Source organism: Niallia taxi, from assembly GCF_004005475.1.
Classification (GTDB): Bacteria; Bacillota; Bacilli; order Bacillales; family Cytobacillaceae; genus Niallia; species Niallia taxi.
In genome coordinates, this window is record NZ_RZTZ01000003.1 from 65,000 (window position 1) to 83,278 (window position 18,279).

General features: G+C 38.3%; 20 protein-coding genes and 1 riboswitch. Of the genes, 1 reads left to right on the forward strand and 19 read right to left on the reverse strand.

Going from position 1 to position 18,279, the window contains the following annotated elements; translation table 11 throughout:
• Positions 1–42: 42 nt before the first annotated feature.
• Positions 43–321, reverse strand: a complete 279-nt coding sequence (locus EM808_RS09710) for a YutD family protein (RefSeq protein ID WP_127738344.1) — start codon at positions 319–321, stop codon at positions 43–45.
• Between the two features lie 307 nt (positions 322–628).
• Entirely contained in the window at positions 629–1,543 is a 915-nt protein-coding gene (lipA, locus tag EM808_RS09715) for a lipoyl synthase (protein ID WP_127738016.1), read from the reverse strand.
• Positions 1,544–1,892: 349 nt separating this feature from the next.
• Here lipA and EM808_RS09720 point away from each other — a divergent pair, with 349 nt between their 5' ends.
• Positions 1,893–2,891, forward strand: a complete 999-nt coding sequence (locus tag EM808_RS09720) for a M23 family metallopeptidase (protein ID WP_127738017.1) — start codon at positions 1,893–1,895, stop codon at positions 2,889–2,891.
• A gap of 38 nt (positions 2,892–2,929) precedes the next feature.
• On the opposite strand, the gene yunB is transcribed toward EM808_RS09720, so the two are convergent.
• The 17 genes from yunB to EM808_RS09805 all read right to left on the reverse strand — a co-directional run bounded on the left by yunB (position 2,930) and on the right by EM808_RS09805 (position 18,224).
• Entirely contained in the window at positions 2,930–3,676 is a 747-nt protein-coding gene (gene yunB, locus EM808_RS09725; RefSeq protein WP_127738018.1) for a sporulation protein YunB, read from the reverse strand.
• 94 nt (positions 3,677–3,770) lie between these two features.
• Positions 3,771–4,856, reverse strand: coding sequence for an HD-GYP domain-containing protein (locus EM808_RS09730; protein ID WP_127738019.1), 1,086 nt, complete (start codon positions 4,854–4,856; stop codon positions 3,771–3,773).
• Positions 4,857–5,003: 147 nt separating this feature from the next.
• Positions 5,004–5,306: a YunC family protein gene (locus EM808_RS09735; protein WP_127738020.1), complete on the reverse strand. Its 303-nt coding sequence runs from the start codon at positions 5,304–5,306 to the stop codon at positions 5,004–5,006.
• A gap of 83 nt (positions 5,307–5,389) precedes the next feature.
• Positions 5,390–6,742, reverse strand: coding sequence for a bifunctional metallophosphatase/5'-nucleotidase (locus tag EM808_RS09740; protein ID WP_127738021.1), 1,353 nt, complete (start codon positions 6,740–6,742; stop codon positions 5,390–5,392).
• A gap of 45 nt (positions 6,743–6,787) precedes the next feature.
• Positions 6,788–7,633, reverse strand: coding sequence for a DUF72 domain-containing protein (locus EM808_RS09745; RefSeq protein WP_127738022.1), 846 nt, complete (start codon positions 7,631–7,633; stop codon positions 6,788–6,790).
• Positions 7,634–7,826: 193 nt separating this feature from the next.
• Complete coding sequence (gene sufB / locus EM808_RS09750; protein WP_127738023.1) at positions 7,827–9,224, reverse strand: Fe-S cluster assembly protein SufB; 1,398 nt, start codon at positions 9,222–9,224, stop codon at positions 7,827–7,829.
• Positions 9,225–9,287: 63 nt separating this feature from the next.
• Positions 9,288–9,722, reverse strand: coding sequence for a Fe-S cluster assembly sulfur transfer protein SufU (gene sufU, locus EM808_RS09755; protein ID WP_127738024.1), 435 nt, complete (start codon positions 9,720–9,722; stop codon positions 9,288–9,290).
• Positions 9,712–10,941 carry a cysteine desulfurase gene (locus EM808_RS09760; protein WP_127738025.1) on the reverse strand — a complete coding sequence of 410 codons (1,230 nt, stop codon included), beginning with the start codon at positions 10,939–10,941 and terminating at the stop codon, positions 9,712–9,714. The genes sufU and EM808_RS09760 overlap by 11 nt, the downstream gene beginning before the upstream one ends.
• Entirely contained in the window at positions 10,941–12,248 is a 1,308-nt protein-coding gene (gene sufD, locus EM808_RS09765; RefSeq protein ID WP_127738026.1) for a Fe-S cluster assembly protein SufD, read from the reverse strand. The genes EM808_RS09760 and sufD overlap by 1 nt, the downstream gene beginning before the upstream one ends.
• 20 nt (positions 12,249–12,268) lie before the next feature.
• Positions 12,269–13,054, reverse strand: a complete 786-nt coding sequence (gene sufC / locus EM808_RS09770) for a Fe-S cluster assembly ATPase SufC (protein ID WP_127738027.1) — start codon at positions 13,052–13,054, stop codon at positions 12,269–12,271.
• A 345-nt stretch (positions 13,055–13,399) separates the two neighbouring features.
• Positions 13,400–13,765 carry a carboxymuconolactone decarboxylase family protein gene (locus EM808_RS09775; RefSeq protein ID WP_127738028.1) on the reverse strand — a complete coding sequence of 122 codons (366 nt, stop codon included), beginning with the start codon at positions 13,763–13,765 and terminating at the stop codon, positions 13,400–13,402.
• Positions 13,766–13,924: 159 nt separating this feature from the next.
• Positions 13,925–14,761 carry a methionine ABC transporter substrate-binding lipoprotein MetQ gene (gene metQ, locus EM808_RS09780; protein ID WP_127738029.1) on the reverse strand — a complete coding sequence of 279 codons (837 nt, stop codon included), beginning with the start codon at positions 14,759–14,761 and terminating at the stop codon, positions 13,925–13,927.
• Positions 14,762–14,845: 84 nt separating this feature from the next.
• On the reverse strand, positions 14,846–15,511 hold the full coding sequence (locus EM808_RS09785; protein WP_127738030.1) for a methionine ABC transporter permease: 666 nt from the start codon (positions 15,509–15,511) through the stop codon (positions 14,846–14,848).
• Complete coding sequence (locus EM808_RS09790; protein ID WP_127738031.1) at positions 15,508–16,530, reverse strand: methionine ABC transporter ATP-binding protein; 1,023 nt, start codon at positions 16,528–16,530, stop codon at positions 15,508–15,510. The genes EM808_RS09785 and EM808_RS09790 overlap by 4 nt, the downstream gene beginning before the upstream one ends.
• Positions 16,531–16,683: 153 nt before the next feature.
• Positions 16,684–16,787, reverse strand: a riboswitch (SAM riboswitch).
• Positions 16,788–17,079: 292 nt separating this feature from the next.
• Positions 17,080–17,433 (reverse strand): hypothetical protein, encoded by a 354-nt coding sequence (locus tag EM808_RS09795; protein WP_127738032.1) that lies wholly within the window; start codon positions 17,431–17,433, stop codon positions 17,080–17,082.
• A 138-nt stretch (positions 17,434–17,571) separates the two neighbouring features.
• Positions 17,572–17,874, reverse strand: a complete 303-nt coding sequence (locus EM808_RS09800) for a thioredoxin family protein (protein ID WP_127738033.1) — start codon at positions 17,872–17,874, stop codon at positions 17,572–17,574.
• 2 nt (positions 17,875–17,876) lie between these two features.
• Complete coding sequence (locus tag EM808_RS09805; RefSeq protein WP_127738034.1) at positions 17,877–18,224, reverse strand: toprim domain-containing protein; 348 nt, start codon at positions 18,222–18,224, stop codon at positions 17,877–17,879.
• Between the last annotated feature and the right edge of the window lie 55 nt (positions 18,225–18,279).

Sequence of the window (18,279 nt, forward strand, 5' to 3'; positions counted from 1 at the left end):
GTATTAAGAAGCGGTGCTAAGTCCATCAGCACTCTTCTCGTATCAATGTTTTTTTATTTTCTTAACGACAAAATACGGGCAACCAAAATTGCAATATTCATATAAATATTCCGTCAACGTACTAATTTTCGTATCAAAGCTGGATTTCTGATTTTGGTCATCGAAAAACCCTCTAAGTCTGAGCTGTCCGTAGCCCCAATCCCCGACAATATAGTCGTACTTTGTTAGAATATCGCTGAATCTGCCTTTAAATGCCTCCTCATTAAAGCCTTCCTTTCGCTCTTCAATGAGTTCATAACAGTGATTATTAATGCAAACCAAAACCTTCACCCCACTTTTTTGAACTTCTTTCATCATATGTATACTTGTATGTCTATTATATGTACTCCTAAATAAGTCCTATTTAGACCCTGAGACCAACACCCAATTGGTACTATCTCTCACCATTTCATTATAACCTGATAACAGATAATTTACATAGTGCTGATAAGCAAAAACTGAAATAATTATTTACTAAATAACGGATAAAGGGTTTCTGCTGAATGAAAAACAACTTGATTATTAAGTAAAAAAATAGAGAGTAAACAGGGCTGCAATGCAGTCAACCTTGTTTACTCTCTATCGTTTATTACGCTTCTTTTTTCTGCGATCCAAGCATTTGGTTCTTCTTCGCTTCACTTACCTGTTCATCCGCATGGTAGGATGAGCGAACAAGCGGACCAGCTTCACAATGACTGAAGCCCTTGCTTAACGCAATTTTCTTAAATTCTTTAAATTCATCTGGATGATAATACTTTTGTACTTTAAGATGCTTAGCAGTTGGCTGTAAGTATTGACCTATAGTCATAATGTCAACATTGTTAGCTCTTAAGTCATCCATCGTTTGAATAATTTCTTCTTTTGTTTCCCCTAAACCTATCATCAAGCTTGATTTAGTCGGAATCTCTGGATACATTTCTTTTGCTCTTCTCAAAAATTCCAGAGATCTGTCATATTTAGCGCGTGCACGCACTCTTGGCGTCAAACGCTCCACTGTTTCAATATTATGGTTTAAAATATCAGGCTTTGCATCCATTAATTCACGTAAGTTTTCTTCCACTCCACCCATATCGGATGGAAGAACCTCAATGCTAGTGAATGGATTTTTTCTGCGGATTGCCCTAACTGTTTCAGCAAATACAGCGGCACCGCCATCCTTTAAATCATCTCTGGCAACAGCTGTGATAACCACATGCTTTAAGTTCATCGTAACAACTGAGTCTGCCACTCGTTCCGGCTCTTGCCAATCTAGTTCTGTCGGCATGCCAGTCTTAACTGCACAGAAGCGGCAAGCTCTTGTACAAGTATCACCTAATATCATGAAGGTGGCTGTTCTTCTGACAGCCCAGCATTCGTGAATATTTGGACATCTTGCTTCCTCACACACTGTATGCAGCTTTTTCTCTCTCATCATTTTTTTAAGGCCAGTGTAGTTTTCGTTCGTGTTAAGTTTAATTTTCAGCCATTCAGGTTTGCGTTGGTATTCATCTTTTCTTTCTGCCATTTACAATTCATCTCCTGGATTCATAATGAAACTCATTTCCTCAAATCTTCTTTTGCCAATTTCCAATTGCCTTGAAAAAAAGAAAACTGTATGTAGGGCAGGATGCTTTTCCTATTTGAAATTATAACACCGCTTAGAACTTAAAAAGGGCTATACTACAACACCTGCCTCAATGGTTTAGATGTATCTTATAACACAAAATATAGCCTTGCATTTGTTCCAATGTCACTTTAACATAACCAAAACACTGCTACAAGCTGTAGTTTTATTATTACCATTTATTGATATTCATTTATTTTGTTAATCCACACAAAATATAACGACTAGCTTTTAGGAAGGAGGTAAATTGATGCGAAAAATATTATTAGCCGTCCTGTTTGCATTCTTGGCACCTAATATTGTATCTCATGCTGCGGAAAGTAAATCCTCTGCAGATGATACATATTACAAAAGGATGGAATTATATGAAAAGATCGAGGCAGTAACACAACTTCCATGGTACTATATTGCTGCAGTTGACCAATATGAACGGAATATACGATCTTCACGAAAGGACCTTCCTAAAGCGGCTGGCTTAACAGGAATTTACTTCCCTAAAGAAAAATGGGCTGGCATCATAAATCCAGATAAAGATGATACAGATCCAAAAAGCATCGCTTTCTTTGGAGGATTCGGGATCGATGGAAATGGTGATGGAAAAGCCGATTCTTTAAGTGATGAGGATGTGCTTTTTACCTTTGCCAACTATATCTTGCGGTATGGTGTGGATGAAGATAATTTCCGGATTGGGCTTTGGGATTACTACAAGCGAGATAAAACAGTAAGTATCATTATGGGTAAAGCTGCCATATACAGGCATTTCGGCCGTCTTAATCTTGATGAGCATGCATTTCCTGTTCCGCTGCGGAGCAATCACAGCTATCGAAGCACATGGGGAGATGCGAGAGGCTGGGGAGGCAAACGAATTCATGAAGGTACTGATATCTTTGCCGATTACAGTGTTCCAGTAAGAGCCACTTCCTATGGAATTATCGAAATGAAGGGCTGGAATAGATATGGCGGATGGAGGATTGGTATTCGGGACATTAATAATAACTATCATTATTTTGCTCATTTAAGCGGTTTTGCAAAGGATGTGCATAATGGGATGATTGTTGAACCCGGAATGCTAATTGGTGGAGTTGGCTCCTCAGGCTATGGTCCTCCAGGAACTTCTGGTAAATTCCCGCCGCATTTACATTATGGAATGTATAAAGATAATGGCTTTACAGAATGGTCATATGATCCATACTCTCATTTGAAGCTGTGGGAAAGACAAGAAAAAATCAGGATGAAATCAAAAAAATAACGACACTGCTCATCCCAAATTTGGGGTGAGCAATATCATTATTTATTATCTGTCGGCAATTGGAGCGCAGGAACACTGCTGCTGCCACTCCCATTATAAAACTCAGGTACATCTCCCTCAAACCCTGCCATTGCTATAAGTATATCCTGTTTAACAGTCGTAAGCTTTGTAGCAAAGGGAATAATAATTTGTATGTCCACTTTTATTTCCACAAAAGCTTTTACCACTACATAGTTGATGCCCACATTTTCCATCTCTGTCTTTAAATCTGATTTCACACTGCCTACAACATTAAATTTTATAGGAACATCTGGACCGAGATTTCCAAGCAAAGCATTATTTGTTGCTTGGCCAATTGGAACATTATACACAATTCCTTTCCCCTGTGCCGTCAAGTTCTTATCTAATTCAATATCTGACAACTCGGCTCCAGCAGGTATTTCTCCCTTTTCCATTCTAGTGATGTTTTCCTGGACTAAGCTGGTAATTTCCTGCTGTTTTTTTACCACCTGTGCCGTATTAAATACAAAATTATTGCCATCTATCATTAGATTATTATCTTCCTCTTCCGTCTCATCCTTAAGTGCATCATTAATAACTAATGTTGCCAGTTTTTTTGTTTGTGATTGTGCATAATAGGAAAGTGTTGGCTTTAAGCCATTATTGATAATCCAAAAACTCAATAGGGTGGATAAGATAAAAAACACAGCTGTAATCAAAAGAACCTGCTGAAAAGTCAACGGTTTTTTCTTTGGCATCCTTTGCCGAAAATAAAATTTCCGCAAAAAAATATCCCTCCTTCCAAGCTAATGTATATGCTGAAAGAGGGACATGTAGAAGGCTAAACCTATTTGTTATGATTTGACTATATCTATTCAACTAGCCGATTGCTTCACATTCAACAATCATGATGGCAAGGTTTTCCTTAAGATCAAGGTCATAAGGGTTTATTTTTTCTCCGTCCCTTTCCATAATACGGACAACTGGACGTTCATTGAATCCTTTATTTTGTTTGGAAACAATGCCCTTTTCACCACTGCTTAATATCACACTCACACCGTTAGGATAAAGAATGATTGCATTTCGAAATGCTTCGACAATTTTCGCATCAAATAGTGTATCTATCCCTGTATAAAGAATCTCAAGGGCCTCATGCGGGAGCATGGCCTGCCTATATACACGATTAGAGGTAATGGCATCAAAAACATCTGCAACAGCGATTATCCTGCCGAAAAGATGAATCTCTTCCCCGTTAATTCCTCTTGGGTAACCAGATCCATTTAATCTTTCATGATGCTGATAAGCACAATGTGCCACAATTAAAGGCATATTATGGACCTTTCGCAGTATATCAAAGCCTGCATTTGCATGCTTTTTTATTTCAGTAAATTCTTCAAAGGTTAATTTCCCCGGTTTTAGCAGTATCTCCAAGGGAATATCCATCTTGCCGACATCATGCAGGATTGCTCCAAGTCCCAGGTCCTCCAGCTGTTTTCTAGGAAGCTTCAATTCTAAACCTAATGCTAAGGAATAAAGGGTAACATTCAAACTATGTGAGAAAATATAATTATCATAAAGAAATACATCGCTCATTATGGAAAATAGCTCCTGATGCCCTTTAAGCTCCTCGAGAACTTTTTCAATCAGCGCTTTAAAGGCAGGTGCTGATTTTTCCATAATAAAGGATCTGTCTGTGCTTTTAGAATTCTTAATCTCCTGGAAGCTTGCTTCGATTGTTTTCATTGCTTCTCTCTTCAACTTATCAGAGATGACGGAAACAGGAAAAATGTCGTCTGTCAATTTATCTTCTATGTATAAATAGGCAATACCAAGTTGCAGCAAACGCTGTATTAACTGCTTATCAAGCTTTACGCCACTGTTAACGAGAATATTGCCCCGCTCATTATGTATTGGTTTAGCTAATATTGCTCCTTCTGCAAGGTATTTTGTTCCAACTAATTTCATTCCATACTAGCTCCTAATTCAACATGATTTAAAAAAATGACAAATATTTTTTATGTGCGTTAATACTTAACATCATAAAAAGGAGGGAAAAGCTATTCCCATCCTTTTTCAGCCACACACTTGGCCAAGACTTGCTGCAAAAAAACGTTACACCATCTTTAATAAAGCATCTTTACCAATTATCCCTTTATGAATGCCGAGATTTTCAGCTTCATATGTTACTGATTCTAGTGGGGCTTCCAGCAGCTGTTCGATTGTCTTCACTCCAACGGCTCTCCCAGCAATCACTTTTCGATCTTTCAACTTTTCATTTAATAATCCTACATCCAACGCTCCACACATTATATATCCTTTATCATTCTTAACAACAAGCAGATTTGTTTTGGGCAACTGAACGCTTACAGCGATAAATGTCTGCTCCTCAATCACAATAGGATATACTTCTACCATGACAATCACCCCTCTCTTTTCCTTATATACTATTCAGTAAGGAAAAAGGCGTGTATTGGCAGATAGATAATTTTCGAAACCTATCAGGTCCTTTTTAAGGCTTCTGCCAATATATTCCTCATAAATTCAGGCAGAAAATATTGTTTTTCTGTTGCACGGTATATGGAAGGAAAAAAATCACCAAATGTAAACATGTCAGGGATAGCCACCGTGTATCTTGTTTTAGGATTAAGTTTTTGGCCATTTATCCGATAGGATGTAATTTGGCCTTCCACTTCGGTTTGAACTCCTTTAGAAATCATTTTACCCATTAATGTTCCTCGAAATCCGAGCCCTTTCACTGGAAGTGTCTCCCAAGATTCCCGCTTCATATCTGTAAGGACTTCCTTTAGCTCTGCCCCTGTCAATATAACCGTGCAAGGATTAATCGGATGTGGGCAAATACTTAATAAGTCATAAAAGCTTACCGATCCTTTGTTCAGATCATCAAGGATTAAGCCTTCATTAAGAATAGATACATCTGCATTGCACCATGTAAGGACAGCATCACATAATAGTTGTGCAATTTCTTGTTTAGGGAGTGGCTTATTTAAAGAGAGTACTTCCTCAGAAAGTGCTTTTTTTCCTTCCAAATATAGATTTTCAATATATTCCTCTTCGTTATTTGCTAAAGGAAGTTTATTTGTATCATACACTTCGGCCCTTTTATCCAAAACCTTTTTTGTCGCTGGGTCATATTGTATTTCAATATGTCCGGCGTATTGGCCGTATTTCCCTGCAGCAGCTAGCAAACTGTTTTTAATTAGCTTGCCTTGATGCAGAATATGGTGGGTGTGTGCCCCCAAAATAATATCAATCTCAGGAAAGATTTCAGCCATCTGCTCGTCGTCATTGATACCTAAATGTGACAATACGACAATGATATCTGTTTTGCCTTGCAGCAGGGCGAGCTGTTCTCTTAATGCTTGAAAAGGAACAGACAGCTTCCAGCCAAGCAGTTCATATAATGTATGGAAATAGGCAGTTAAACCGATGACACCAATCCGTGTACCTTGATCAGTAACATATATTTTATGAGGAATGCACCAATCTGGCCTTGCTCCATTGGCATAAAAAAGATTTGCGACAATGACATCATAGGTTGCATGATCATATAAATGATCCAGTGCATCAAAGGGAAGTGTAATACCCTCATTATTACCTATTGTGACCGCATCGAACTGCTCTGTCTCTAACAAAGATGCATTGCCTCTTCCCTGTGTAGCTTCCGTATATGGATGTGATAAATCCAAATGATCACCGATATCAAACAAGAAGACCGCATCGCCTGCATCTGTATGCCATTGTTTTCTTTTTCTGAAAAGCTCTGTAATTCTAGGCCAGTTTTCAAAATGACTGTGCAAATCATTAGTATGATATATATGGATGTTTTCCATTTAGTTCGCCTGCCTGTCGTAAATTGATTCTTGATCACAAAATTGCTAAAACAAATCCAACTGTCTTGGAGCAAGATTTTCGTATTCGATGCCTAGTATCTTCATTAACTGCATCGCATTATCTGCAGCGTCTCCTCCAGAATTATTGTTGAATAGAACATAGACATTTTTACACTGTTCGTGCAAACGTTTAATATTCTCTGCCCAATCCTCCAATTCCTTCTGATTATATCTGTAAAGATAACGAACCTCTCTCCAGTTTGGATTGTTTTTTTGTGTCCATCCATAATAATTTCTGCCATGAAAACGGATAAGAACCTTATCCTTTTGAACAGGCTCCAAAATCGCTGGAATGGAACCAGGCATTGCCTGTGGCTCATCACAAATACTGTGTATCCAGTTTTCTTTTTTCATAAATGAAAGTGTTTTTTCCTTAAATTGATTGTTAAACCATGATTGATGTCGAAATTCTAATGCACAAGGAATATCCTTCATCTTAGCCTTACATTCCCTCAAATAATCCACATTTGCTCTCGTACAATCAAACCATGGAGGAAACTGAAAAAGCACCATACTTAACTTATTTGCTGCTTCATATGGTGAGATAGATTCTAGGAACGCATCAAACATTTCTTCCTTTGTTGCGAATGGAAGCTCTCCCCTTTGATGACCTGTCATCCCCTGATATGCCTTAACGACAAATTGGAAAGAATCTGGCGTATTTCCTGTCCATCTTTCCGCATTCTTTACTGGTTGTATTGCATAAAAAGAGGAGTCCACTTCGACCGCTGGGAAGTAGCTTGCATATTCCTGCAGCTTATTTCGCGAAGAAACATGGGAACCATATAAAGTATCATGATCGCCCCAACCAGTTAAGCCTATATGAATCAAATGACCACCTCTATATAACATTATGGACGAAAACGGCAAAACTTCCTATACCTAATGGCCTATTAGCCGTTTTGTTTTTTTAATAATACCTTTTTAATATATTCAATATCAATATCTTAACATAACCGTCAGGAGGAACTTAATCTTTTATAAAAAAAATTCGTATCTATATTAGATACGAATTTTTTTGACATTAACCGATAGAACCTTCCATTTCAAACTTGATTAGGCGGTTCATCTCAACAGCATATTCCATTGGCAGCTCTTTAGTAAATGGCTCAATGAAGCCCATTACGATCATTTCAGTAGCTTCCTCTTCTGAAATACCTCTGCTCATCAAGTAGAATAATTGCTCTTCTGAAACTTTAGAAACCTTCGCCTCATGCTCAAGTGAAATATTATCGTTTAATATTTCATTGTAAGGGATAGTATCTGATGTAGATTTATTATCCATTATTAATGTGTCACACTCAATATTAGCACGTGCACCGTCTGCTTTACGGCCAAAGTGAACAATACCGCGGTACGTTACTTTCCCGCCTTGCTTCGAAATAGATTTCGAAACAATTGTAGAAGAAGTGTTTGGAGCTAAGTGAATCATTTTCGCACCAGCATCTTGGTGCTGACCTTTACCTGCAAGAGCGATAGACAATGTCATTCCTCTTGCGCCTTCACCTTTTAAGATAACAGCAGGATATTTCATCGTTAATTTACTTCCGATATTACCGTCAATCCATTCCATTGTAGCATTTGCATCACATACAGCTCTTTTTGTAACAAGGTTGTATACGTTGTTAGCCCAATTTTGAATTGTAGTATAGCGGCAATAAGCATCTTTTTTGATGATAATTTCAACTACTGCACTATGAAGGGAGTTTGTTGTATAAACAGGAGCTGTACAGCCCTCAACATAATGAACATGTGCCCCTTCATCAACGATGATCAATGTTCTTTCGAACTGACCCATATTTTCTGAGTTAATACGGAAGTACGCTTGTAGCGGCGTATCCACTTTGATTCCTTTTGGTACATAGATGAAGGAACCACCAGACCAAACTGCTGAGTTTAATGCAGCAAACTTGTTATCAGTAGGTGGGATTACAGTCGCCCAGTGCTCACGGAAAACATCTTCGTTTTCTTTTAATGCTGAGTCTGTGTCCTTGAAGACAATACCCATATTCTCCAAGTCTTCTTGCATATTGTGATAAACAACCTCAGATTCGTACTGAGCAGAAACACCTGCAAGATACTTTTGTTCCGCTTCTGGAATACCAAGCTTATCGAAAGTTTGCTTGATTTCTTCTGGTACTTCATCCCAAGAACGTTCTGTTTTTTCAGATGGTTTTACGTAGTAAGTGATTTCATCAAAGTTCAATGAAGCCAAATCTCCGCCCCATTGTGGCATTGGCATATTGTAAAAATGCTCAAGAGACTTTAAGCGGAAGTCAAGCATCCATTGCGGCTCTTCCTTCATTTTTGAAATTTCTTCGACGATTTCTTTCGTTAAACCACGCTTAGAACGAAAGATAGAAACGTCTTTGTCTGAGAATCCATATTTATAATCCCCAATATCGGGTGCTTTTTTTGCCATTTCGTTTTCCTCCATTCTATATGCAGCCTGCTTACCTTGGATAAGAAGAAAAGGGATCTTTAATTAGTTTAGACCCTCATTAAAGCCCTTTTCCATTGCCTTCCATGCTAGTGTTGCACATTTAATTCTCGCAGGGAATTTGCAAACACCTTGAAGTGCTTCAATATCCCCTAAATCTATATCTTCACTATAATCCTTGCCTTGCATCATATCAGAAAAGGTTTTTGATAGCCCGAATGCTTCCTCTACCTTTTTCCCTTTGATCGCCTGTGTCATCATGGATGCGGAAGACATACTGATGGAGCAGCCTTCCCCATCAAATTTTGCGTCTTTTACAATGCCATCCTCTACTTGCAATGTCAGCAGAATGCGGTCACCGCAGGTCGGATTATTCATGTTTACAGTCAGACTGCCTTCTAAAACCCCTTTATTGCGGGGATTTTTATAATGATCCATAATGACACTTCTGTAAAGTGTATCTAAATTATTAAAAGACATCGCTGAAATACTCCTTTGTTTTAACAATTCCGTCAACAAATTTATCAACATCATCTTCGGAATTATAGAGGTAGAAGCTTGCCCTCGCAGTTGCAGAAACGTTCAGCCATTTCATCAATGGCTGTGCACAGTGATGGCCTGCCCTCACAGCAATACCTTCAGCGTCAAGCACTGTTGCCACATCATGAGGATGAACATCCTCGATATTAAATGTGATAACACCAGCTCTGTTCTCGGCACTTTTCGGACCATAAATTGTCAGACCATCGACTGTAGACATTTTTTCCATCGCATATGCAGCAAGCTTATGCTCATGCTCTGTAATCGTATCTAGGCCAATCTCTTCTAAAAAGTCAATTGCTGCTCCTAGTCCAATTGCTCCGGCTATGATTGGTGTACCTGCTTCAAACCTCCATGGAAGCTCCTTCCATGTAGATTCATACAGTCCTACAAAATCAATCATCTCACCGCCGAATTCGATTGGTTCCATGTTCTCAAGCAACTGCTTTTTGCCATATAAAACACCGATCCCTGTTGGACCGCACATCTTATGACCAGAAAAGCCTAGGAAATCACAGTCAATATCCTGTACGTCTACCTTTAAGTGTGGAGCTGCCTGAGCAGCATCTACTACGAGCACTGCACCAGCTTTGTGGGCAATTGCACCAATTTCCTTTACAGGGTTAATAACACCAAGCACATTGGAAACATACGTCACAGATACAAGCTTCGTTGAGTCCGTGATCGTTTCCTCCACATCTGCCAAACTAATGGTGCCATCCGCTTGAAGAGGCAAGTACTTCAGAACAGCACCTGTTCTTTTTGCCACTTGCTGCCAAGGAATAATATTGCTGTGGTGCTCCATCGGAGAGATGACAATTTCGTCTCCCTCCTTTAGATTAGCCATCGCATAGCTTTGGGCAACTGTATTAAGTGCAGTCGTTGTACCTCTAGTAAAAATAATCTCTTCCGTAGAATTAGCATTGATAAAGTTTTTGACTTTTTCTCTTGCGCCTTCATAACCATCAGTAGCTCTTGTTCCAAGTGTATGAACACCACGATGGACATTAGAGTTGTATTCTCTATAGTACTTTTCCAATGCTTCAATAACTTGCACTGGCTTTTGTGACGTAGCAGCACTATCTAAATATACCAAAGGATGACCGTTGACTTCTTGATTCAGGATTGGGAAGTATGGACGAACATCTTTGATATTCATTATTTTACTTTCCTTTCGATTACCTCAACCAATTGCTTTTTAACCCCTTCAATTGGAAGCTGTTCCACTACAGGAGCCAAGAAGCCATGAATAACAAGTCTTTCTGCTTCATGCTTTGGAATACCGCGGCTCATCAAATAGTAAAGCTGAAGTGGATCTACTCTGCCGACAGATGCAGCATGTCCTGCTGTTACATCATCTTCGTCAATAAGAAGGATTGGGTTAGCATCTCCGCGTGCTTTTTCACTTAACATAAGTACGCGTGATTCTTGTTCAGCATTCGCTTTTGTAGCTCCATGCTCAATTTTACCAATACCATTGAAGATGGATGATGCGCTGTCCTTCATAACACCATGCTTCAAGATATAGCCTTCAGAAGCTTTCCCGAAGTGTACGACCTGTGTTGTGAAGTTTTGTTTTTGCTCTCCACGTCCAACAACAACAGATTTCGTATCACCAAATGAACCGTCGCCCATAAGGTTTGTTGTATTTTCACTGATTGTGTTGCCATCATTCATGAAGCCTAATGCCCATTCAATTTTAGCATCACGGTTAGCAACACCACGTCTGTTTACATATGTTGTAACACCAGCAGCCAAGTTGTCAACAGCACCATATTGTACTCTAGCATTTGCATTCGCTATAACCTCTGTAACAATGTTGAAAACTGCTTCCTTCGGTTCTGCAACAGACAGATAGTTTTCCACATAAACAACAGAGCTATTATCTTCTGCCACAACCAATACATGGTTAAACAAGTTTGTTTCCTCGTCATCATGAAGGAAGATTGATTGAATCGGCTCTTCTACTTCAACATTTTTCGGAATGTAAAGGAATACTCCACCATTCAGCAATGCTGCATGTAATGCTGTTAATTTGTGCTCATCAACCTTTACAGCATCCTTCATGAAATATTTTTGCAAAAGGTCGCCGTGCTCTCTTGCTGCTGTGAAAATGTCTGTGAAAATCACACCTTTTTCCTTTAGCTCGTTAGAAACAGCAATAAAAGTAGGGCGGTTGTTGCGTTGTATATAAAGAGTCTTATTGTTTTCCAGGTCGATCAATGCTTTTGCCTCTTCAGGCAAATCATTTACACTGTCGAAATCCTCACTGCTCACGATATGTTTATCTATTTGAGTGAAGTTCCAGTTCTTGATGTTTGTTTTGTCAGGCTTTGGCATTGGCAGGTCTTCAGCCAATTCTAATGCTTTCACACGCAAATCTGTTAACCAAGCTGGTTCACCCATATCTTTTGAAAAGGAAGTGATATATTCCTGATCAAATGGTAATTTAATTTCCGTTGTCATTGGTAGGGTCCTCCTAACTATTACGCTTCTTGTCCAACTGTTTCGTCTTCAATTCCAAGCTCTTGCTTAATCCAATCATAACCTTCTGCTTCAAGGCGTGCTGCTAGTTCTGGTCCGCCAGACTTAACAATGCGACCTTGCATCATGACATGGACGAAATCAGGTGTAATGTAGTTCAATAGTCTTTGGTAATGTGTAATAATTAGGCAACCGAAGTCTTCGCCGCGCATTTGGTTGATACCTTTAGAAACGACTTTCAATGCATCGATATCCAAACCAGAATCGATTTCATCTAAGATAGCAATTTTCGGCTCAAGCATCATCAATTGAAGAATCTCATTACGTTTCTTTTCACCGCCAGAGAAACCTTCATTCAAGTATCTTTGTGCCATATCTGGATCCATTTCCAAGAATTCCATGTTGCTGTCCATTTTACGGATAAATTTCATCAATGAAATTTCATTGCCTTCACCTAGTCTGCTGTTAAGTGCAGAACGCAAGAAGTCAGCATTTGTGACACCGCTGATTTCACTTGGGTATTGCATTGCCAAGAAAAGGCCAGCACGGGCACGCTCGTCTACTTCCATTTCCAATACATCCTCGTCATCAAGAGAAACACTTCCGCTTGTTACTTCATACTTAGGATGTCCCATGATTGCAGAAGAAAGAGTTGATTTACCAGTACCATTTGGTCCCATGATAGCATGGATTTCTCCGCCTTTAACTTCAAGGTTTAAACCCTTGATAATTTCTTTCTCATCAATTGCTACATGTAAGTCATTAATTACTAATTTAGATTGACCCATTATTTAATACCTCCACAGTAAAAGAAGTTTTGTTCACAAAATTGTCGAAACTTCATTATCAATTTATTATCATTCTAATCTTATAACAAATAAAATCTAATGGCAACCTTTGATGCCTTAAACTTATTTGTACGTTATACATAATAATAACAAATATTGTTTATTTTTAAAAATATCCCGATTATTTGATTTTCTTGTAGGATATTGGTGGAATTTCATACCAACCGGAAACGTTCTGCTTTTAGGCAAAAGACATTTTACTTCCTTATTATATATCTCTAAAAAATCACGAAGAAGGAGCCGGGAGATACACTCTAAACCCGGCTCCTTACTTTTGCATCTAAATTATTGCTGGATAGATGTAAATTCTGTCATTGCTTCTTGAACTAACGTAACAGCCTGACTCATTACAGCTCCACCACCAAAAGCGGCAGTGACACCGATTGCCTCAAGAATCTCCGCTTCTGTTGCTCCTTGGTCAATACAGCCTTTAACATGATAGATAATACAGTACTCATCTTGAGAATAAAGACTTATTCCAAGGGCGATAAGCTGCTTTTCCTTTTGAGATAAATGCCCTTCTTGAAAGCATTTTTCTGTATAAGCGTTAAATAATTCAGCAAGCTCAGGCATTTTTTTTGTAAAAGTCCCCATGCCTTCTTTATAGTTGTGAATCGCATTCCCAATTGAACCATGTGTTTGCATATCCATCAATAATTCCTCCATTTTTCAAAAAAATTAACTTATAAAAGTCATTTATACGGCATTATCACAGTATTGAATTGCAAACTTAGTATTGATATTTGCAGGCATTCTTATTCCTAAAAAAAAAACGCTCTAGGCAAAGGCCTAAAGCGTTTCGTTCGGGTATTATTCTGTTACAGGGATAACTGCACCTTTATATTCTTCTTTAATGAAATCTTGGATTTCTTTAGAATGAAGAACCTCAACAAGTGTTTTGATTTCTTCTTTGTTTTCGTCACCTTTGCGAACTGTGATGATGTTTGCATATGGAGACTCACTGCCTTCAATTTCAATAGAATCATCAACTGGGTTTAAGCCTGCATCTAATGCATAGTTAGCATTGATAACAACAGCATCACCTTCGTCGTTGTTATAGATTTGAGGCAATAGGGATGGCTCATAATCTGGTTTAAACTTGATATTCTTTGGGTTTTCAGCAATGTCATCAATTGTAGCATCTACTTTTTCAACGCCATCTTTAAGCTTGATTAAGCCGCCTTTTTCCAATAAAGAAAGTACACGTCCTTGTTCTGCTACTGAGTTAGAGAAAATAACTGTTGCACCATCTGGAAGATCGCTTAAGCTTTTGTATTTTTTAGAGTAAACAGCCATTGGTTCAATGTGAATGGCACCAGCATTTACAAAATCATAACCATTTTCTTTAATTTGTTGCTCAAGGTAAGGAATGTGTTGGAAATAGTTCGCATCCAATTCTTTAGATTCTAACGATTTATTCGGAAGGATATAGTCTTGGAATACTTTAATTTCTAAGTCAATGCCTTTTTCAGCTAAGATTGGTTTTGCTTTTTCTAAAATTTCAGCATGGGGAACATTTGATGCTCCAACAACCAATTTCTTTGTATCACTGCTGTCTGATGATGAATCTTCATCCTTAGAAGCACCGCAAGCAGCTAAAGCCAACAATAATGTTACAGCGAATAGTAAAGACAATAATTTCTTCATGCTAATTACCCCTCTTTTTTTTGTTTTTTATCATGGAATGATTTGTCTCACACAAGCTTGTGAAAGAAAATCATGATCATGCTATTATCTTTTGTCAATCTTCGATGTGATAAAGTCTCCAATAAATTGGATAATAAAAACGATAACAAGAACAATAATAGTTGCCATTAATGTGACATCAGATCTGTTGCGCTGGAAGCCTTCCAAATATGCTAGGTTTCCTAATCCTCCTGCCCCAATAACTCCTGCCATTGCTGTTGAACCAACAAGGGCGATTGCAGTAACGGTAATACCAGATACTAATGCTGGTAAAGATTCGGGTATTAGTACCTTAAGTATAATTGTCATCGGTTTTGCTCCCATGGACTTGGCTGCTTCAATTACGCCTTTGTCCACTTCTCTCAAACCAATTTCCACTAGTCTTGCATAAAACGGTGCTGCACCGATTATCAAGGCTGGTAATGCAGCTTCTGCACCAATCATGCTGCCGACAAGCAGCTTTGTGAATGGTATAAGCAGAACAATTAATATAATGAAAGGAATAGACCGGAAAATATTAACGATAGCACTGATGATCTTATTGATGACCACATTGCTCCACATATTCCCTTTTGCTGTTAGAAACAGCGTAATTCCTAATATTAAACCTAATACAAATGTGACAACAATGGAATAGCCTGTCATATAAAGTGTTTCTCCAGTAGCTGCCCACATTTTTTCCCAATCTACATTCGGAAATAATTGTGTCATCCTTCAATCACCTCCACGCTGATTTCTTGTGATTGAAGAAATTGAATTGCTTTGTCAACTTCTTCCCCTTTACCATCCAAATGGACATACAGTGTTCCGTATGAACCGTTTTGGGTTGGTGAAATCTTACCTTGAATGATGTTCACTGTTATATCAAATGAGCGAATCAACTGCGTAATAATCGGTTTTTCTGCACTTTCACCGACAAACCCAAGCATGATGATTTTGCCTGTTTTATAATTCGCAACTAGATGCTCAATCGTATCTTTCGCCTCATCAGGCTCAATAACTTGCTGTACAAACCTTTTTGTAATGTCTTGCTCCGGCTGTTTGAAAACATCAATTACAGGACCTGTTTCCACGACTCGGCCGCCTTCCATCACTGCAACGCGATGACAAATTTTGCGGATAACATGCATTTCATGTGTAATCAGAACAATAGTAAGCCCTAAGCGTTTATTGATGTCTACAAGCAAATCTAAAATAGCATCAGTCGTTTGTGGATCAAGAGCAGATGTTGCTTCATCACAAAGTAACACTTTAGGGTCGCTCGCTAGCGCTCTTGCAATACCGACACGCTGTTTTTGACCACCGCTTAGCTGTGATGGATAGGCATCTTCTCTTCCTTCAAGCCCAACAAGCTTGATTAGCTCAAGAACCTTCTTATCACGCTCCGCTTTACCAACACCAGCTATTTCAAGTGGAAAGCTAATATTTTGTTTAACCGTTCTTGACCACAGCAAATTAAAATGCTGGAAAATCATGCTGATTTCCTGACGTGCCTGTCTAAGCTTGCGCCCTTTTATTTTCGAAACCTCGTAGCCTGCTACAGAAACGGTTCCCTCTGAAGGAATTTCAAGACCATTGAGCATACGTATCAACGTACTTTTTCCTGCACCGCTGTATCCGATGACTCCAAAAATTTCGCCTTTATCTATCGTAAGGTTGACGCTGTCGACTGCTGTAACTTTACCTCGTTTAGAAGGATATATTTTTTTAACCTTTTGGATATTAATCATGACTAATCACCTACTTTACTGTCTTATCAAATGATCCTACTACTTATTATCGTAAGTATTGTTTTACGAATTAGTCCATTCCATACTTTTTGCCATAAAAAAAGCCTTCCCGCTTGTATAAAATGAGCAGAAAGGCATTATCATTCAACCTTCCTCTCATCTATCAAAGCAAACGCTTTGTGTGAATTGGCACCATGTCAAATTACGACGGTTGCCGGGCTTCATAGGGCACATCCCTCCACCTCTCTCGATAAGAGTATAGAATATATAGTTATAATAAGTACGTTGTTAAATTTGATAGTCGTAATGTACCATGTGTAAACAGGAAGTGTCAATCATTTTTTTTAAGTTCCCAATATAGTATTTTTTCTGAATTATTCATAAAATAGCTGTCATATTTTCTGACAATAATATAAACTAGGTTTTTTTCTGTATTCCCCATTATTACTGACAATAAAGAGTTATCATATAAACGAAATGAAAATTCCTACAATTCTAATAAATTATAGTAATATAAAAAAATACCCCTTTTTAATAAGAGGTATTTTTTTAGGAGCACCGCTTGCAAACTGCCGGTTCATTTACATTGACTAAATGAAGAATCGATTCTAACAGCAATAACTTTCTTAAGGAGGAATGTACTTCTACTGTCCGTTTCTTTTTCGCCTGGCGTAGGAGAACTTTTCCATGCAATACGTCCTGCAGCACTCCCCGTTCACCCTTCAAGCATATATTCTTTTCCTCTGTTGTTGTTAAAACAGAGAAGACACCATTCCTTAGCTCTAAGTAAAATGCCTTTCCCTCACAATCTAATTCTAGGATAAAAGCTTCTTTTCTTAATAGCGGCTTAATAACGTGATTTGTATTTAAGTTATTTACAAGCTGATCGAACATCTGCTGCATTTATCCACACCCTCTATATTTTCATATAGATAGGTATTCTGCCTGCTTGCTTGTATCCCTTTACGTTTAAGAAAATACTTTTTGACATGTTTCATCATTTCCCAGGAAATATGAATATTTCTGTCGAATGATAAAGAACTATATAGACATCTTTTCCAACAAATGCGGTACAGACTCAAAGCGGTATACTTTTTCTTTTAGGTCTCCATCATTAAAAATTAATAAACATGGAACACTTTCTATTTTGTACGCTTCTGCTAAGTCAGGCGCATAATTCAGATCCATTTTTCCTATAGAAAAGTCATTGTTCATTGTTTCCACAACAGTGAGCATTTTGCTTGCTACCATACAAGTGCCACACATCGGTGTGTATAAATAAAGGAAAAATTGTCCTTTATCTTTTAAGGCAGTCTGCAGCCCCTTTTCTGTCCATTCAACCATACCTAGTTCATCCTCATATCCAAAAATTTAGGGTGAATATCAATATTAGCCTGCAGCAAAACAGACGCAATATGCTGATCTGGTGCTGCTGCGACTTCACGATACATTTTATTAATAAAAATATGCTCTGCCTCAGGCAATTCCTTCCTGAACAGCTTTCTTATTTTCTCCCCGGATGTATCTGCATCCACGAGTATATATACATCCTTTTCAAATAAATCTTCAATAAGATCATCTAATTTCGCAATACCGATTGTTCCGTTTGTACAAATAATTCCCACTGGCTCTCTGACAATATCCTTTACTTTTCGCTTATCTGATGTACCTTCTACAATAATAATTTTATCCATTATATCACCTGATGAATATTATTTTTGCAGCATATTCTCCCCAGTTTGAGGAGGT

Bases quoted from the DNA above. Each gene is read 5' to 3' on its own strand.
- lipA (WP_127738016.1), bottom strand. From the start codon at position 1,543: ATGGCAGAAAGAAAAGATGAATACCAACGCAAACCTGAATGGCTGAAA.
- EM808_RS09720 (WP_127738017.1), top strand. From the start codon at position 1,893: ATGCGAAAAATATTATTAGCCGTCCTGTTTGCATTCTTGGCACCTAAT.
- EM808_RS09730 (WP_127738019.1), bottom strand. From the start codon at position 4,856: ATGAAATTAGTTGGAACAAAATACCTTGCAGAAGGAGCAATATTAGCT.
- EM808_RS09735 (WP_127738020.1), bottom strand. From the start codon at position 5,306: ATGGTAGAAGTATATCCTATTGTGATTGAGGAGCAGACATTTATCGCT.
- EM808_RS09740 (WP_127738021.1), bottom strand. From the start codon at position 6,742: ATGGAAAACATCCATATATATCATACTAATGATTTGCACAGTCATTTT.
- sufB (WP_127738023.1), bottom strand. From the start codon at position 9,224: ATGGCAAAAAAAGCACCCGATATTGGGGATTATAAATATGGATTCTCA.
- sufU (WP_127738024.1), bottom strand. From the start codon at position 9,722: ATGTCTTTTAATAATTTAGATACACTTTACAGAAGTGTCATTATGGAT.
- EM808_RS09760 (WP_127738025.1), bottom strand. From the start codon at position 10,941: ATGAATATCAAAGATGTTCGTCCATACTTCCCAATCCTGAATCAAGAA.
- sufD (WP_127738026.1), bottom strand. From the start codon at position 12,248: ATGACAACGGAAATTAAATTACCATTTGATCAGGAATATATCACTTCC.
- sufC (WP_127738027.1), bottom strand. From the start codon at position 13,054: ATGGGTCAATCTAAATTAGTAATTAATGACTTACATGTAGCAATTGAT.
- EM808_RS09775 (WP_127738028.1), bottom strand. From the start codon at position 13,765: ATGGATATGCAAACACATGGTTCAATTGGGAATGCGATTCACAACTAT.
- metQ (WP_127738029.1), bottom strand. From the start codon at position 14,761: ATGAAGAAATTATTGTCTTTACTATTCGCTGTAACATTATTGTTGGCT.
- EM808_RS09785 (WP_127738030.1), bottom strand. From the start codon at position 15,511: ATGACACAATTATTTCCGAATGTAGATTGGGAAAAAATGTGGGCAGCT.
- EM808_RS09790 (WP_127738031.1), bottom strand. From the start codon at position 16,530: ATGATTAATATCCAAAAGGTTAAAAAAATATATCCTTCTAAACGAGGT.
- EM808_RS09795 (WP_127738032.1), bottom strand. From the start codon at position 17,433: ATGCAGCAGATGTTCGATCAGCTTGTAAATAACTTAAATACAAATCAC.
- EM808_RS09800 (WP_127738033.1), bottom strand. From the start codon at position 17,874: ATGGTTGAATGGACAGAAAAGGGGCTGCAGACTGCCTTAAAAGATAAA.
- EM808_RS09805 (WP_127738034.1), bottom strand. From the start codon at position 18,224: ATGGATAAAATTATTATTGTAGAAGGTACATCAGATAAGCGAAAAGTA.